Annotated in this window: 18 protein-coding genes and 1 tRNA gene; 8 read left to right on the forward strand and 11 right to left on the reverse strand. The window is 52.4% G+C overall.

Features of this window, described 5'->3' with window-relative positions; translation table 11 throughout:
• Window positions 1-16: 16 nt before the first annotated feature.
• Window positions 17-90, forward strand: a tRNA-Pro gene (locus NXS13_RS06800).
• Between the two features lie 434 nt (window positions 91-524).
• Here the strand turns inward: NXS13_RS06800 and NXS13_RS06805 are convergent.
• Window positions 525-1,124: a superoxide dismutase gene (locus NXS13_RS06805; protein WP_259289524.1), complete on the reverse strand. Its 600-nt coding sequence runs from the start codon at window positions 1,122-1,124 to the stop codon at window positions 525-527.
• A gap of 317 nt (window positions 1,125-1,441) precedes the next feature.
• Between NXS13_RS06805 and msrA the strand changes: the two genes are divergently transcribed.
• Entirely contained in the window at window positions 1,442-2,104 is a 663-nt protein-coding gene (gene msrA, locus NXS13_RS06810) for a peptide-methionine (S)-S-oxide reductase MsrA (protein WP_259289531.1), read from the forward strand.
• A gap of 6 nt (window positions 2,105-2,110) precedes the next feature.
• On the opposite strand, the gene NXS13_RS06815 is transcribed toward msrA, so the two are convergent.
• Window positions 2,111-3,661, reverse strand: coding sequence for a TM0106 family RecB-like putative nuclease (locus NXS13_RS06815; protein WP_259289525.1), 1,551 nt, complete (start codon window positions 3,659-3,661; stop codon window positions 2,111-2,113).
• 85 nt (window positions 3,662-3,746) lie between these two features.
• Here NXS13_RS06815 and NXS13_RS06820 point away from each other — a divergent pair, with 85 nt between their 5' ends.
• The 3 genes from NXS13_RS06820 (at window position 3,747) to NXS13_RS06830 (ending at window position 5,808) form a co-directional block, all read left to right on the forward strand.
• Window positions 3,747-4,376: a DUF6474 family protein gene (locus NXS13_RS06820; protein WP_259078487.1), complete on the forward strand. Its 630-nt coding sequence runs from the start codon at window positions 3,747-3,749 to the stop codon at window positions 4,374-4,376.
• Window positions 4,377-4,840: 464 nt separating this feature from the next.
• On the forward strand, window positions 4,841-5,167 hold the full coding sequence (locus tag NXS13_RS06825; protein WP_259078486.1) for an Lsr2 family protein: 327 nt from the start codon (window positions 4,841-4,843) through the stop codon (window positions 5,165-5,167).
• A gap of 23 nt (window positions 5,168-5,190) precedes the next feature.
• A complete protein-coding gene (locus NXS13_RS06830) occupies window positions 5,191-5,808 on the forward strand; it encodes a serine/threonine protein phosphatase (RefSeq protein WP_259158792.1) in 618 nt (205 codons plus the stop codon).
• On the opposite strand, the gene NXS13_RS06835 is transcribed toward NXS13_RS06830, so the two are convergent.
• Both NXS13_RS06835 and NXS13_RS06840 read right to left on the reverse strand, forming a co-directional pair.
• Window positions 5,803-6,441: a response regulator transcription factor gene (locus NXS13_RS06835; RefSeq protein ID WP_259078483.1), complete on the reverse strand. Its 639-nt coding sequence runs from the start codon at window positions 6,439-6,441 to the stop codon at window positions 5,803-5,805. The two genes, NXS13_RS06830 and NXS13_RS06835, sit on opposite strands and share 6 nt — an antisense overlap.
• Before the next feature lie 62 nt (window positions 6,442-6,503).
• Window positions 6,504-7,814 (reverse strand): histidine kinase, encoded by a 1,311-nt coding sequence (locus NXS13_RS06840; RefSeq protein ID WP_396125073.1) that lies wholly within the window; start codon window positions 7,812-7,814, stop codon window positions 6,504-6,506.
• Here NXS13_RS06840 and NXS13_RS06845 point away from each other — a divergent pair.
• Window positions 7,780-8,334: a DUF2020 domain-containing protein gene (locus tag NXS13_RS06845; protein WP_396124761.1), complete on the forward strand. Its 555-nt coding sequence runs from the start codon at window positions 7,780-7,782 to the stop codon at window positions 8,332-8,334. The two genes, NXS13_RS06840 and NXS13_RS06845, sit on opposite strands and share 35 nt — an antisense overlap.
• Here NXS13_RS06845 and NXS13_RS06850 read toward each other — a convergent pair.
• Window positions 8,331-8,483: a hypothetical protein gene (locus NXS13_RS06850; protein WP_259078480.1), complete on the reverse strand. Its 153-nt coding sequence runs from the start codon at window positions 8,481-8,483 to the stop codon at window positions 8,331-8,333. The genes NXS13_RS06845 and NXS13_RS06850 overlap by 4 nt on opposite strands.
• A gap of 3 nt (window positions 8,484-8,486) precedes the next feature.
• Window positions 8,487-9,290 carry a class E sortase gene (locus tag NXS13_RS06855; protein WP_259078479.1) on the reverse strand — a complete coding sequence of 268 codons (804 nt, stop codon included), beginning with the start codon at window positions 9,288-9,290 and terminating at the stop codon, window positions 8,487-8,489.
• A 126-nt stretch (window positions 9,291-9,416) separates the two neighbouring features.
• On the opposite strand from NXS13_RS06855, the gene yidC reads away from it, so the two are divergent.
• Window positions 9,417-10,538, forward strand: coding sequence for a membrane protein insertase YidC (yidC, locus tag NXS13_RS06860; protein WP_259158794.1), 1,122 nt, complete (start codon window positions 9,417-9,419; stop codon window positions 10,536-10,538).
• Here yidC and NXS13_RS06865 read toward each other — a convergent pair.
• From NXS13_RS06865 to NXS13_RS06880, 4 genes are all read right to left on the reverse strand, one after another.
• Window positions 10,507-11,142: a TetR/AcrR family transcriptional regulator gene (locus NXS13_RS06865; RefSeq protein WP_259078477.1), complete on the reverse strand. Its 636-nt coding sequence runs from the start codon at window positions 11,140-11,142 to the stop codon at window positions 10,507-10,509. The two genes, yidC and NXS13_RS06865, sit on opposite strands and share 32 nt — an antisense overlap.
• A 130-nt stretch (window positions 11,143-11,272) precedes the next feature.
• The gene (locus NXS13_RS06870) at window positions 11,273-11,536 is read right to left on the reverse strand and encodes a GlsB/YeaQ/YmgE family stress response membrane protein (RefSeq protein WP_259078475.1); all 264 of its coding nucleotides are present in this window, start codon (window positions 11,534-11,536) and stop codon (window positions 11,273-11,275) included.
• A gap of 139 nt (window positions 11,537-11,675) precedes the next feature.
• Window positions 11,676-12,572, reverse strand: a complete 897-nt coding sequence (locus NXS13_RS06875; protein ID WP_259289526.1) for a universal stress protein — start codon at window positions 12,570-12,572, stop codon at window positions 11,676-11,678.
• Between the two features lie 116 nt (window positions 12,573-12,688).
• The gene (locus NXS13_RS06880; protein ID WP_259078467.1) at window positions 12,689-12,877 is read right to left on the reverse strand and encodes a hypothetical protein; all 189 of its coding nucleotides are present in this window, start codon (window positions 12,875-12,877) and stop codon (window positions 12,689-12,691) included.
• Window positions 12,878-13,020: 143 nt separating this feature from the next.
• Here NXS13_RS06880 and NXS13_RS06885 point away from each other — a divergent pair, with 143 nt between their 5' ends.
• Window positions 13,021-14,016 carry a pseudouridine synthase gene (locus NXS13_RS06885; RefSeq protein ID WP_259078465.1) on the forward strand — a complete coding sequence of 332 codons (996 nt, stop codon included), beginning with the start codon at window positions 13,021-13,023 and terminating at the stop codon, window positions 14,014-14,016.
• Between the two features lie 56 nt (window positions 14,017-14,072).
• On the opposite strand, the gene NXS13_RS06890 is transcribed toward NXS13_RS06885, so the two are convergent.
• On the reverse strand, window positions 14,073-14,339 hold the full coding sequence (locus tag NXS13_RS06890; RefSeq protein ID WP_259078464.1) for a hypothetical protein: 267 nt from the start codon (window positions 14,337-14,339) through the stop codon (window positions 14,073-14,075).
• Between the last annotated feature and the right edge of the window lie 831 nt (window positions 14,340-15,170).

Here is a 15,170-nt window from a genome sequence, read left to right on the forward strand (position 1 = left end):
GTTATCGACACGCCACCGGGATATAGCGCAGCTTGGTAGCGCACTTCGTTCGGGACGAAGGGGTCGCAAGTTCAAATCTTGTTATCCCGACGATTAAACCCCCTTGCTGTACAAGGGGGTTTAGTTTTTATGTATCTTTGGCAGAATTACGTTGTCATCTCTCAACTGCAACGGCCCCGATATCGACCGGGCGAACTACGAATGGAATACGTATCCTCTTCACTCGGTGACGCTCCTAGATTGCCGCGAATGGTACTTCCCGCACCTATTGAAACTCATAGTAAGATGCGACAGCGATCAACGAGGCTCATCACAGTTCAACCTTTTAGCGATCCGCCACCAGGGCTACTCTCAAGCGGGAAGAGAATCTATCAGGGGCGTTCCTCAGAAGAATCTTTAATCCTTATCCATAGATAGACAAAACCCCTGCTAGCAAACCCACACTTATTCGTTCAATGGGGTTAGCTAGCAGGGGTTTAATTGCCTACTGCTTGCTACTTAGGTCACCTAAGTTCAGTGGCTTCCTATAGGGCAGCTTCCAAGCGAGCATTTACTTCGTCCCAGTTATATACATTCCATGCGGCCTTAACGTAGTCGGCCTTTACATTCTTGTACTGCAGATAGAAGGAGTGCTCCCACATATCAAGAAGTAATAAAGGAGCAGCTTGGTGCGGGTAATTATTCTGGTGATCCTCAATCTGTTCCACAAGCAGGCGGCCACCGATGCGGTCATAAGCAAGCACAGCCCAGCCAGAGCCCTGGATGCCAAGAGCCACAGCAGCAAAATGAGCCTTGAATTTATCGAAAGAACCAAAGTCGCGGTCGATGAGCTCAGCAACTTTACCACTAGGAGTGCCACCACCATTGGGGGACAGGTTCTTCCAGAAGAGGCAGTGGTTAGTGTGGCCGCCGAGGTGGAAGGCAAGATCCTTCGACAGGCCGGTTACTACAGAATCAATGGTGCCATTCTCGCGAGCGGCCTCCATCTTCTCCAGCGCCGCATTGGCACCTGCTACATAACCAGCATGATGCTTGGAGTGGTGCAATTCCATAATCTCGGCGCTGATATGAGGCTCGAGAGCGTCGTAGGCGTAATCGAGTTCGGGAAGGGTGTACTGTGCCATGTGAAATGGGATCCTTTCATAGGGGATTGTTTTTTCAGTGTGAGCTTCGCAACTCTTATGCTCAATGATAGGCAAAAATTAAATTTGCGCAATAGCTTAATAAGTTATCTCCGCATAACCTGCACTTCTAAGGGTGGACTTATCCTCAGCTCCGTGCCCCTATCTGCCCCCTGCACGTCGCTTGTTCAATTACCGCTAGGATTAACCTCAATCAGGTGCCGCTGCCAACAGCTCGGGTACCCTCCATCGAAGCTTTCGCCAAATATGAAGTTACAAGGAGTATCACTATGGGTTTTCTTTTCTCTAAGCCTATCACTATGGGTTTTCTTTTCTCTAAGCCACAGTCCCTCGTCGCAGAAGAGACGGCCTTAAAGGGTGGCAATCACCCCGTTCTACCGAATCCCAAACAACACTATGTTCTGCATACCCCAATTACGGGCACATGGCAGGATACTCAAGAGGTTGTCTATGTGGCACTGGGGTGCTTCTGGGGTGCAGAAAAATTATTTTGGGAAACCCCTGGCGTGGTATCAACCGCGGTAGGCTACGCCGGCGGTGTGAGCACTCACCCCACTTACCGGGAGGTATGCACAGGGAGAACGAACCACACCGAGGTGGTCCAGGTGGTTTTCGATCCCGCTGTTATTAGTTTCGATGACATCATTGTGAAAGCGATGGAAGCCCACGACCCCACGCAAGGATTCCGCCAGGGCAATGATGTGGGAACCCAGTATCGTTCTGCTATTTATACGCGCACCCCTGAACAGGCAGCACGGGCCCGCGAGATTGTCGAAGCCTATGCTGTGCGATTAAAAGCAGCTGGATATGGGGATGTTACTACTGAAATCAAGCCGCTAACGAGCACTCCAGCGGCTACTTTCTTCTTCGCCGAGGACGAGCACCAGCAATACCTCGCGAAGAATCCTTCCGGCTATTGCCCCCATCACTCGACTGGGGTGGCCTGCTCGCTTGAGTCCTAAATGGTCTTAACTTTCAAGTTCCCCTAAACGTAGCCCAGGAATACCCGGCGCGCCGCGGTGGAGGAATTCACGCACTGCGGCGGTGGCTCGACAATCGTCGCCGTTATAACTCAGCAGTGCGGCCTTAGCAGTATCAGAAGCGGGCGCTAAGGCAGCGACTCCTATAGCCTCAAGGTAAAGGTTGACTGAACCCTCCCCATCAAGATCTGGTACCTGCCAGTGGTAGCCAGTTATTGGTGCCACCACTTTGAGTCCGAGCCCTGCGGTTCCCTCAAATTGGGCTCGGATGAGGGCAAAGATGTCGATCCACTCGTGGGAATCGATAAAAGCCTCAACTTCCGCTGGGCTAGGGAGCCCGGGGATTTCCTTATGATAAGCGGGATAGAAGCGTGCAGCACTGGAGCGCAGCCAGTGATTTTCACCGTGTTGGGAATAGCAGAATACCCCAACACTTAAGCCTTGCGAATGAGCGTGCTCACGCCTGCCTTGTAACCATTGCCAGAAATGAGCAAAATTTTTGGCCTCTGCTACCCCTCCGAGGTCTTCCCACGTGACAAAGGGGCGGTATTCATCACCGTCGAACGCACCCCAGAGATATGCTCCCTGATCGAGGTACGCTTCGACGTCGATGTCTATCTCAACGTCGAAACGCGGTGCAGATGTGACAGGCACTTTTTTCATCAGAGCTTCACCGCGCTGCCAGCACTGAGCGATTTGCCCATCCACGCTTGTTGGCTGGGCGTTAATGAGTCCGGTGACCGTGGTGATACCTGCTTCTTTAAAGCGGCGTCCTTTATCGCCAGAGAACACTAGTGAGATATCGTCTCGGTGCGTTAATTCTGTATGGCATAGCCGCCAGAAACGACATCCGCCACATTCCTTAACGCGATGCGCCGATTGTGGTATCGGTTGGGCGAGAGCGTGGTCGAGGCCTTGCTGGAACAGCTCGGTATTCACAATAAAACCTAAGGTGCGGTTCTGACCGATGATGATACCGCGGGCGATATCGAGTCCGAGATCATCAAGAGCCCGTGCAGCCAGCGCTAATTGGTAGGAGTCCGTTGAATGCGGCTTTAATTTATACGCTTGTGTATGGGGAAGACCCAACCCAATTCGGCGGGTGTCAATTGTTTTGACGAGTTTATTATGTGCCTTGCGAGCAACGCGGTGATTACTCACAATCAATGGCATATAGGCATCGCCATGGCGCACGAGGGCATCGACTTCCACTCCAAATTCCCTGCCCGCCACTACGGTGGTGAGATAGGCACCGGTGATGAGGGTAGCCTGAGAGGCGAGGGCCTCGAGGGTTGAAAACCAGCGGGTCTCTTCATCGGCTACGAGGTCGATGCGGGTGAAGTATTTATTATCAGCAATCTGAGGGCGGGTAGGCAGTAGCGCGAGTACGTCGGCTCTGGCATAGTCCAGACGCAGTGCTCGCGCCTTCGCAGCCGCGGTGGCTTCCCAATCGGGGTGGGAGGTTTTTTGGCGTCGCCGATAGCGGCAACCCACTAGATCATGGGGGCGCCAGAGGGGCTTATTCGCTACAATCTCCACAATTAAACTAGCCTAAGGCAGGAAGCAAGGTAGTGTGGAATCGACAAGAATTTTTAAGAATCACTGAGGATTTAAAGGATTACCGATGGGCTTATTCAGATCCCTGTTCAAAAAACGTGCACAGCGCAAGGCTGAACTCAAGGTAGCCAAGGCGCGCGCTCGCGCCGAGGTCAAGACCTCTGCGAAGATGAAGAAGCGTCTCCACAAGCGTCTTGCGCGCGAGGAGAAGAACCTGCTCAAAATGGAGCAGAAGACCTTAAAAAAGCGCGATAAGCATCATGAGAAGATGGCGAAGCTCAAGCTCGACCAGCTTAAAGAGGGACGCTTCAATGCCAAGAAGGTACTCCGCTACGCCACCGCATTGCGGGCGCTTGCCCCCTTTGCTTTGCCGGTTATCTACCGTGGGATCGTAGCATTGCGGGACAAGAGTTCCGAGAATCGCGCTCGCCAACTGGGTGTAAAAGTCGAAGATCTCGCGGAATTCTCCGGGCACGGTGCTGAACTACGTGCGAAGATTGCTCAAGTTCGTAAAGCTGCTGAGCAGTTCAAGATCCCGGCAGGCTTGCAGCACGATATTAACGAGCGCTTGGATGAGCTCAATGCGGCAGTTCATAATGCCGAGTTGATGACTCCCGAGCCGCGCTCACGAGCCCACCGCTCTATTGAAAACGATATTGACAAAGTCAATAAAGAACTTTTAAAGAATATCGTTTAGCACCACGTCGAGCTTCAAATCCCCTTAACTTATCGGTCACATACCGCCGGGTTGAGGGGAATTTTATTTTACTATCAATACTACTTCCTAGTTTTCTCCACCATCGTGCAGGGTCTTTAGTGGGAGTATTGATAAACTGTTAAATTTTAGGGATTTTAAGAGGCTATGGTGAGCGCTATTTCTTATATATGTGCGGGTTAATCTTTTACTGCTGATAGCCGCCAGATTATAGAGCATGTGCCAATGATCGAAACCGTAGGTTCTCGAATACCACCCGCATGATTAAGTTCGGCTAGAGTTGGCGTAGAGAGATATAACATGTGATAGTTAAATATTTAAGGCCTACAGTTAATACCTTCATTGGGTAGTTCATTGTCTTCTTAATGGCAAGGGCATACTGGTAATTGTGGTCATTAAAAATATTTATTCTAATGCTCTAGACAGCTTTCTATGAAGGAGAAATCATGGCGCGCCGAGAGATTACTCAAATAACTGACGACTTCGATGGCTCGATTCTTAGCGAAAATGAAGTGCATGTCATTCGCTTCAGCGTGGACGGATCTAGCTACGTAATGGACGTGTCTAAGAAGAACCGCGAGCTCTTTGAGCAATGTATTGCAGACTTCATTCCTAAAGCACGCAAAGATAGTTCCCCCGCTGGCGCAACAGCGAAATACGACGCCAAGAAGGTTCGCGAGTGGGCTCAGGCCCGCGGCCTGCACGTTGCTGAGCGGGGCAAGATCTCCCAGGAGATCATCTCCGATTATCTCGCAGCCCACGGGGGAGTTTAAGCTCTTTTCTGTGAGCACACCATATGCAGAACTTCTTTATCTCCGATCCCCACTTCGGTCACAGTCTCGTCTCTGAGCTACGAGGCTTTGCCAGCCCCCACCTGCACGACGAGCAACTGATCACCGCATGGATTACCGCACTTCCCGCGAATCGCGAGATAAATATGTGGATTTTGGGCGATCATTCCTGTGGCCCCATGTCTGCGGAAGATAGAGCCCTCGAAACTCTAGCTCACTTCCGCAATACCATGCTGCACAAAAAGCAAACACTCGTCCATCTTCACGGTGTGCTCGGCAATCACGATAGCGCTCATCCTATGCGCCCGCACTCAATCCGAGAACAACGACGGTTTACCAACGTCTACGACAGCATTCACACCAGCAATCTCGTGAGCATCGCGAAGCAGCCAGTACTGCTGTCTCACTTCCCCTACGATGCTGATAGCCGAGAGTCCGATCGGCTCAATCAGTGGCGACTAAAGGATCTAGGCACACCCCTTATCCACGGCCATACACATGCCACCGAGCAGCTAAGCTACTCAGCTCAAGGAACTCTCCAAATATGCGTGTGCGTAGAAGCCTGCCCCGACTTCGCACCCATATCCCAGACAGATATCGCGCGAATTATACGCCCCTCATAGCACGCCTTGTTCACGAGCAGCTGCTACTGCAGAGGTGCGAGAACGCACTCCTAATTTGTCATAGATATGCACAAGATGGCTCTTGACCGTGGCCTCCGAGAGCAAGAGGATTTGCCCAATATCGCGGTTAGAGGATCCAGAAGCTACTAATTTCAGCACTTCCAGTTCGCGTGGAGTCAGCGATGTGCGAGGAGTACGTACTCGTGTCATCAGGCGATTGGCCACCGTTGGCGAAAGAGTGGAATCCCCCTCTGCTGCGGAACGTACGGCGGCGATTAATTCCTCAGGCGGGGCATCTTTTAAGAGGTAGCCTAAGGCTCCCGCTTCAATGGCACCTAAGATATCGGCGTCGGTATCATAATTAGTTACTACCAATACGTGTGGCGGGTTCTTCATTGTGCGTTTGATTTCTGCGGCCGCATCGGCGCCCGTTGCCAGCCGAGTACCTTCCACACCAGCTCCGAAGCGTAAATCCATCAGAATCACATCGATACCGCCAGCCTGCGCGGCAGCAATGGCAGCCTCCGCTGTGGCCACCTCACCGATCACTTCGATATCGTCGGCTCCTTCTAAGACGGCTCGCAGACCGAGGCGCACTATTTCGTGATCGTCGGCAAGGAGAACGCGAATCATATTGAAGCCTTTCGAAGAAGAAGACAGGTAACCTTTAGTATAGAAGATTTAAAAATCTTAGCCTAGCTCACCGGTATCCCCACGCTGACCGCCGTTCCGCGGCCAGGTGCCGACTCCACGCTCACCGAACCTCCGAGCTCCTTAGCGCGCTGGCGCATCGCATTGACTCCAATATGACCGAGTCCCACAGGCCTATCAGCCAGCTCATTGGGATCAAATCCGCTGCCATCATCGACAATATCAAGGCGCACTTCCTCCTCGGAATAGCTTAATGTCACCGCGCATCGCGTGGCGTGAGCATGCTTGGCCACATTGCCCATTGCCCCCTGCGCGATCCGCAAGAGTGCCGCCTCCACCTTCATGGGTAATTGCCGCTCCTCGCCATCAATATGGATAGAAAATTCTGGTCCCACAAACGCTTCCGCCACTCGGTTAAGTGCCCCTTCAAGAGATGTTTTACTCAGTGCAGCCGGCTGAAGGGCAGCGATCATAGCCCTAGCCTCTTGGAGGTTATCGGCAGCGGTCTGCCGCGCCAAGCGCATATATTCTAAGGGCTTTAATTGCTCGTGCTGGCTGATCGACGAACGCTTGACCTCTCGCTCCGCCACATTTAAGAGCATTTGAATACTCGAAAGTCCCTGTGCCAACGTGTCGTGAATTTCGTGCGCAATGCGTTGACGCTCCTCCGCGATACCCGCCGCCCGTTCCGTTTCGGCCAACTGATTACGGGTAGCCATGAGCTCAGCGATAAGAGCTTCACGCTCCCGAGCACCGCGCCAGAGAGCTTGAAAAGCCAAATGAATGCCTATGACCACTAGCGCTGAAACCGCCGGGCCCATCACAGCTCCGAAGGTGAGATTGGCACGATAACTCAAAATTGCCACCGCTGTTGCCCCAATAACGGCAATGATGCCCCGGTAATCAGGCAGCACCCGTAGGTAGAGGAAGAAAAGCGGAAAAACCAGATATACACTGACGGGAATGACCGGCAGCATCACTACCCAGATGAGTGTAAGGAAGCTAACCCAAAACAGTTTCCACCTTAATCGGTCATGAGCACGTGTGACGGATAGTGCATAAGCAAAGCCAAAAGCCGTGCACAGTAGCACCGCGATAACTGCCTCATCTCGATGAAGTCTCGCCGCGCCGACAAGGGCCACGGCGAGCAAGAGTGCGGTGATCACGGTCATGGCACGTCGATAGGCGGCAGCACCTGGTTGAGAATCGTAGGTGGCCACATCTCCGATAGGGATATTAGTGAGATCCCCTGTTTTTTTCGCAGGTATCGGGGCGGGCTCTAAGCTAGGCTTCATGAACTTGACTTTACCTGGCCCAAAAATGCTCGCAACGCTGCTTGCTCCGGCATTATTCATCACAGCCTGTACCGCGCAACCGGCTAGGGAACCCCAGTTATCAACTCAAGCGGCCGAGATGCCGAATGAGATGCCTGGTGAGTTTCCTAGCGACGGTCTCGCCCCCGATGCTCACCCTGAGGTACCTCGAGAAGCTCAGGACCCCTGCCCCTATCTCGATACTGAATGGTTAGCACGAACCAATGGACAAAAGGTCACCTCGATGGGGGTGGATTCACGATTTGTCACCCCAGCATGTGTGTATTGGTCCTACCCACCTGAACCTCAGGCAAGTATTGTGGTGCGGCATATGCCCACCGTAGACCAAGCCATTGAGGTGGTTGACATCGCCGCCCCGATCGCCGACACCGAGCCCGTGGATACTACCGATGGATGGTCGGGTGGACGTGGAGGAGGCCCCGAAGGAGCCGTCTACGCAGTACAAAAAGGAAGCATCGCCCTTGTAGTGAGAACCAATCAGCCGCAATCAGTGAAGGCGGAACTCATAGCTGAGGAGGTCATCCGCCAACTCGCACTCTAAACCGCGACGTCGTTATACGGGAGCTGGCTCGAGATCCATGGGAAGACAACATTCATGAGCAGGAAAAATACCGCGATAAGCAACGCCAGCACTATAAAGAATTTGAACCACCGAGGCCCAGGCAACAATTCCCACAATAACGCGTACATTAATTACCGTCCTTCCAGAATTGGCGGGATATAGGAGCCATCCTTCGGATGGGAATCTGCGAGCATAGCGTGTACAATCATGCGCTCAGCATTGGAAAATTGCGGGTGGCAGGTGGTGAGAGTGAGAACCGGCTCCATGTCTGACGTGGCTTCTTGCCCAATGATCCCAGGGCGAGCGCCGATAGTGGATACGTCTGAAGGAACAGTAATGAAGCGACCGCGAAGATCTTGGTAATCGCCCTGTGCTAGGCGGTCGACTTGCTCCGGGTTCAAGCAGTGTGCGGCCTCCTGCCGACGCTGATCCGGATCGGCTGCCATGGGGGCGACGCGATAGGTATTCCACGCATCAGCTGTCTCAATAACAATGGCATCGCAACTGCGCAGGGCCCCAAGATCGTTAAACGGCGCACCCTTACCCACTCGGTGTCCCGCAACCGCAAAATTGCCTGGTTGACCCGGCATCTGAGTATCTGCATAATGGCCGGGACCCGCAAGAAGTGAGGCATCATCGGTGCCTTCGATGATGGCAAAGGAAAAATCCGAGCCGAAACTGGGGATATGCATTTTAGCGAAGGCGGTACCCAGTTCGGGGCGGAGCTTTTGCCTCGGATTGACCCTCTCGGCCGCTGAGTTCCAGGTATCGTTTAACTCAGTATTAGCCTCAGCCTGGAGTTTAGCTGATTCGATATTGGTCCAAAACGATTCATAAACGGCGAAGAGGAGAATCAAGATACCGACCGTCAGAAAGAGCTCACCGATAACCCCAAGAGCCGTTAGCCGTGGGTGATGCCGCTGTGCATGAGTCATCCTCTAGCCTCGTTTTCCAATCAGAGCCCCATATCAAGCACTCATTCTAACAGTGTGACACGATTGCCCACTACGCTGGCATAGGATAGGCTCACGGTTTTTAAGCTTTACTATAAGGATAACCAATTGCTTGAGATATTCATCTACCCTGTTTCCGCTGTGATGAAATTTTGGCATTATTTCCTCCACACGGTCGTCGGTTTCACCGACTCCCAAGCCTGGGTATTCTCAATTTTTGGGTTGATTGTAGTGGTACGTGCTCTCATCGCCCCCACTCAGTGGTTCATCCTTAAATCAGGTCGTATTAGTACGATTATGCGCCCGCGTATCGTCGCCTTGCACGCCGAATACGAGGATGAAGTGGACCCCGCCAAACTCAAAGAAATGGCACGGCGCGAAAGGGAAATCCAGAAGGAGCTAGGATATACGAACGCCGCTGGTTGCATCCCACCGCTTATTCAGATTCCCTTCTTCATTGGCCTTTACCAGGTACTCCTCAGAATGGCGCGACCCAAGGAGGGGCTGGACTCCCAGCTTCATCAGCCCATTGGATGGCTAACGAGTAATGATGTTTCCAGTTTTTTGAGTGCCCGCTACGGAGATGTGGCGCTGCCTGCTTATATATCGATGTCTCCAGAACAATTACAAAGACTAGAGACAACATACGAGGCGGTGATCCAATTCAACGTGCCACTCATCTTAGTCGCCGGTATCATTACCTCCATCAACCTCACGATTTCCACTGTGCGCAACCGCTTTGCCATGGATCATGAGTCACGGGTGGCTGAGGTTTTACTAAAGTGGATGGCCTGGGCTATTCCGCTGGTTCCGCTGCTACTCTTGCAGGCAGGGGTCACGGGCCCGATCCCGGCCGCTATCGCTATGTACTGGGGTGCTAATAACCTATGGACCCTCGTTCAAAATGCCACCATCTACCTCATCCTCTATCGGGTCATGCCTTATGGAGAAGACGTTAAGCAGCATCAGTACACTAAGAGGGAAGAACGTTTAGAACGACAGCGTATCCGCCGCCGGATGCGCTGGAGAAGAAGATTAGCATTAGTTGGCTTCATCGTGGCACCGTGGAAATACACCAGACACGCTGAGGCTCTCAGCCAAGCGAATAATTATTTCCGCGAACAAAAAGCTGCGCGCAAAGAGAGGAAGCTGAAGCGGAAAGAACTGAAGACCAAACGCATCCAGGCACGCCGGGAAGCTAGATTGCGTAATCAGCAGGAGGAGCACTAAGTAACTGCACTGCTACCTCACGGGCACGATATAAAGGCTCCGTACTGCGACTAATCCGCGCGGCCTGCAATCCGCCGTCGAGAAGCAGAAGTAACTGCTGGGCTTGGCTATTGCTGGGATAGCCGTTCATGGAGTTGAGAAGACTCGTCAGCGTTTGCTCGCGCCACTGGAAGTGATCTCGTACCGCCTCAATGATGCCGTGCTCGGCCTCAGTATCAGGACGCGGAAATTCGGTGGCAGCGTTATGAAAATGAGAACCTCGGAACTCATTCGCCTCTGCTCCATCGATGGCTTGATCAAAGAAGGTAAGTATTTTGCGGTCGAGGAGGTCATAAACCGCTAGATAGGAAGTCATCTCTTCGCGATAATCATTATCGAGGGATTTTAGATATGCGATCACGAGATTATCTTTGGATCCGAATAGTGAGTAAAGCGAGGCTTTAGCCACATCTGCTTCACGCAGCACACGGTCGATACCGATAACCCTGATGCCTTCAGTGGTAAAAAGTGATCGGGCGCTCTCGAGGAGGCGTTGCCGCGGGGTGGGGCGCTGACTGCGTCGATCCTTCGCAGTCGATGAGACCTGCTTCTTCCCTGCAGCCATGACACTCCTTCTGTGACGATCTGGATTCTTTCAATGAACAGACTAGTCTATTAAGTATAGAAAGCCTATTTCTTTCGCGCAGCAAAAAGCGGCACTCCCAGTAAGGGAGTGCCGCTTATTTTGCAGAACTTTATTTGTTCTTCATGATTAACTGCAGGATGCTGAGCAGGATAACAGCACCCAGAAGGCAGGTTACAAAGCTAAAGATGAGGCCGCCACCGGATACATCGAAGTTGAACAGCTGCAAGATCCAACCACCTAGGAGGCCGCCAACGACACCAACAACGATATTGAGGCCAACACCTTGGCTAGCATCAGTACCCTTTATTTTCGAAGCGATCCAGCCAGCTAGTCCGCCAATGATGATCCAGCCGAAGAAACCGAGGCCAAGCATGAATAAATCTCCTTATAGGTTATATATGATCGTAAATTCGGAGCAAAGCGCAGATATCTCTTAGCTTTTTCTTATAATCTCCTCTTACCACTATAGCGGGGAATCTGCAGAAAAACGACAACGATCCGATAACGAAAACCTAGGAGCTCGCCGGGCGCACAACGACCATGGGGCAGGGCGAACTTTGCAAAAGCGCCCGAGAGGTAGAGCCCAGTAACATGCCCCGGAAACCACCGCGCCCATGTGAGCCTACGACGAGCAATTGCGCATTCTCGGCTGAGTCAACCAACGCCCTTACTGGGCGATCGCGAGTAATGACCATCTCCACAGCCACATCGGGATATGTGCTTAAGAATGGCTCCAGATCTGACTGTACTTCTTGGATCTGGCGTTCCTCGACCGTCGCCCACTCGCGCTGCGCCGCAGCCAAACCAGCGAGTGAGGCCTGGACCTGCATATCCATCCACGTATGCACGGCGATAATGCGCGTTCCCCGGGCTGCAGCTTCACGGAAGGCGAATTCAACGGCTTTTTGAGAGACATCTGAACCATCGACGCCCACGACGATCGGCCCGTATTTGGTTGTTTCATTAACTTCGTTGTCTTCACGGACGACGACGACGGGGCAATGCGCATGAGAAACGACGGCTGCCGACACTGATCCCATTACCATCCCCGACAGGCCGCCAAGACCACGTGAACCCATCACGATCATGGTCACGGTTTCACTGAGTTCAAGCAGCATATCGATGGGGGTACCCTCCGCGAGGGTGTACCCTATATGGAGATCCGGTGCGACCTCTAAAGCTAGGGATTTTGCCCGCTCGATGATCTCCATGGTCTCTTGTTGGAGATCATCGTAGAGCTCCTGTGGGGGCATGATACCGTCGGAGTACAAAAACTGCGGCATGGTGTAGCTCGCTGCAATTTTCAGCGCTACCCCCCGCTTGTGAGCAGTATTAGCCGCCCAGCGCACCGCATTATCAGCGGCTGGGGAGCCATCAACGGCGACGACAACAATATTTTCTCGGGACATGGGGCGCTTCTCCTATGTGCACTGGGTTGAAACAACAAAGCTCTTATTGTTTCCTTATTTCTACACTCCAGTGTACTCGTCACACCTAGCCTTCAGTTGTGAGCCCAGCCACTACTTTAGCGGCGCACAGAATCGATGAGAGTGGAGGCAGCGTCGGTCACAGCATCAATTTTGTCCAATGTTGCCGCTGGGGCATTAGCCGGATAGAAGACCGCATAGAAGACTTTCACAATCGTCTCTATGATCTTGCCTATATCGGTAGCTAGAAATTTCATCAATGGTTCCAAGAGCGCGTTCATATCCATAAAAAATCTCCTCACATAGTCCTGACAATAAAACTATCGGGCGTGGGTCAACGACGTTACGCCACGATGGATAGGATACCGCGAGCCAAGAGATGGTCACCAATTTTCCCGCTGAGCCTTCTTGCTTTGTAGCATGGAATATTATGGAGTCAATCAGGCGCCCTCGGGCACAAAGGCCTCGTCCCCCTTTAGAGATCCGCGATGGGCTCAATCCGTCCCGCGCCCGCGTACCAGATAGCGCCCACGGCATGACCGCCTTCGATTTTGTATGGCATCTTAAGAGCACGCAACGGTACCGACACCCGGAAGATACCCGCGAGAACCTACTCAAAGAATTCCAGAGCGGGAATATTCGCCTCGGTCTGTGGCCTCGAGATCGAGAGCTTTCGGCGTCGTCCACGCTTAAAGCTGGTGAGGATATTTGGTTCTACCGCATGCCTGCAGAGGAAAAAGAGATTCCTTATGAGATCAACATTATCGACGAAGATGAAAATCTGCTCGTCGTGGATAAGCCCCCATTTTTATCTACGATGCCACGGGGGCGTCACATCAGCCAGTCGGCAACAGTTAAACTCCGTCGCCGCTGCGGCAATCCCGATCTCGCTCCAGCTCACCGCCTCGATCGGCACACAAGTGGAGTACTGATTTTTACTAAGAAGAAGGAGATGCGCTTTCCATATCAAAACCTTTTTGCTACCCGTGCGGCCACTAAGATTTACGAGGCGACAGCCGAGTATACCGAGATTCCCCCGGGCGCCCAGTGGGCCCACCACTTGGAAAAGACACCCGGAATAGTGCAGGGACGCATTCTCGATGGTGAGCCTAATTCCTTCACCACCGTCTCGTCTGTGACCCCGTGCGATAAAGCGCGAATGGCTGAATTAAAGAAAATACATGGAGCTACTTTGGCTCCCCAGGCCATCTATGAATTGCGTCCCCAGACGGGAAAGACCCATCAACTGCGTTTACAGATGCTGGCGGCGGGTATTCCTATTCTAGGCGATCCAGCGTACCCAACGGTTCTGCCCGAGGATGAGGAAGATTTCTCCGTCCCTATGCATCTAACGGCCCGGGAGTTGCGTTTTATCGATCCACTCACGTCTAGAGAGCGACGCTTTCGATCACCGAGGGTGTGGTAGCAAAAAAGGGCTTGGATTGCTTGGACCAAGCCCTTTATAACACGTAATCTCGCGATTTAGCGGAAGGTAGGGAGACCAGGAGCTGGCTGCTGCCCGTGAACCCAGCCTTGGGCTAATGCGAAGTTGAAGACGGAACCCCAGAAGGCGTAGAAGAGACCGAATCCTACTACGGAGCTGAAAATATAGAGAATAATGCTAAGAGCTGAATCGGCTGCGAGCGAGGAGGTGGTTTGGGCATGCACGGCAGGGGTGGCGCAGGTGATCATAGCAATAGAGGTTGCGCCAGCAATAGCTGCACGGATAACCTTTTGATTAAGCTTCACGATGGTACCTTTCGGCTTCGGGGAGAGTGTAGATAAGTCGTCGCCTAAACACTGTTTAGTCATAGTGAATATAGCACTACTTGTGTGCGAACCTGAGAAAAACCTTGGAGAAACCTGTCAGCCGCATTAAATTACCCCAAATCAGGGTAAGAAAACCCAAAAACCGCCGCAGGGGCACCGGGTGAAGCGGTGAATAGATATCTATTCGAGGTACTCGACAGGCATTGCTGCTCCACTTACCTCGGTGGGTTTATGAGCCGAATACACGCACATTGATCAGTGAGAGCCTCAGCCACAGAGGGGGCCAGCACGACACCTTTCTTAAAGCAGATATCAGAGGGACTCATTCACACCCGCACGAACTTGGAGCCTGATTTTTTCCACCAACGACACCGCGTCCACGATGCTTGGGCACAAGATACCTGCGCGGATAATATGCAACTAGAGAAATAACAAAGAGCGCCGACGGCTACAAGGGAGTACCCAGGGCGAAGGAGTACCGGGGATAACAAGCCAATCTAGGGCTTTAGGACTCTAGCGAACCACGTGGGTGAATAATTACTTAGACCAGTGCCTCTTCGGCACTTAAGTTCCGTCCGTACTACTTAATCTGTGCCGGCGGAGCAGCAATTCGGTTCTGAGGTAGACAGCAGCTTGAAGAGAAAACGAGTAGTCCTTAACTTGAAGATCTAGCTCCTAGGAGAAGCTGGGGTGGTTTGCATTTGGTTCCTCTTCCCTCAAACACTACAAAGCCTACCCACCCCAGACTACCCCAACCCCCACACACACCCCACACACACAAAAAAAAGGGGGAGGGGATGCGCACAAGCA

Source organism: Corynebacterium sp. ES2730-CONJ, from assembly GCF_024834055.1.
Taxonomy (GTDB): domain Bacteria; phylum Actinomycetota; class Actinomycetes; order Mycobacteriales; family Mycobacteriaceae; genus Corynebacterium.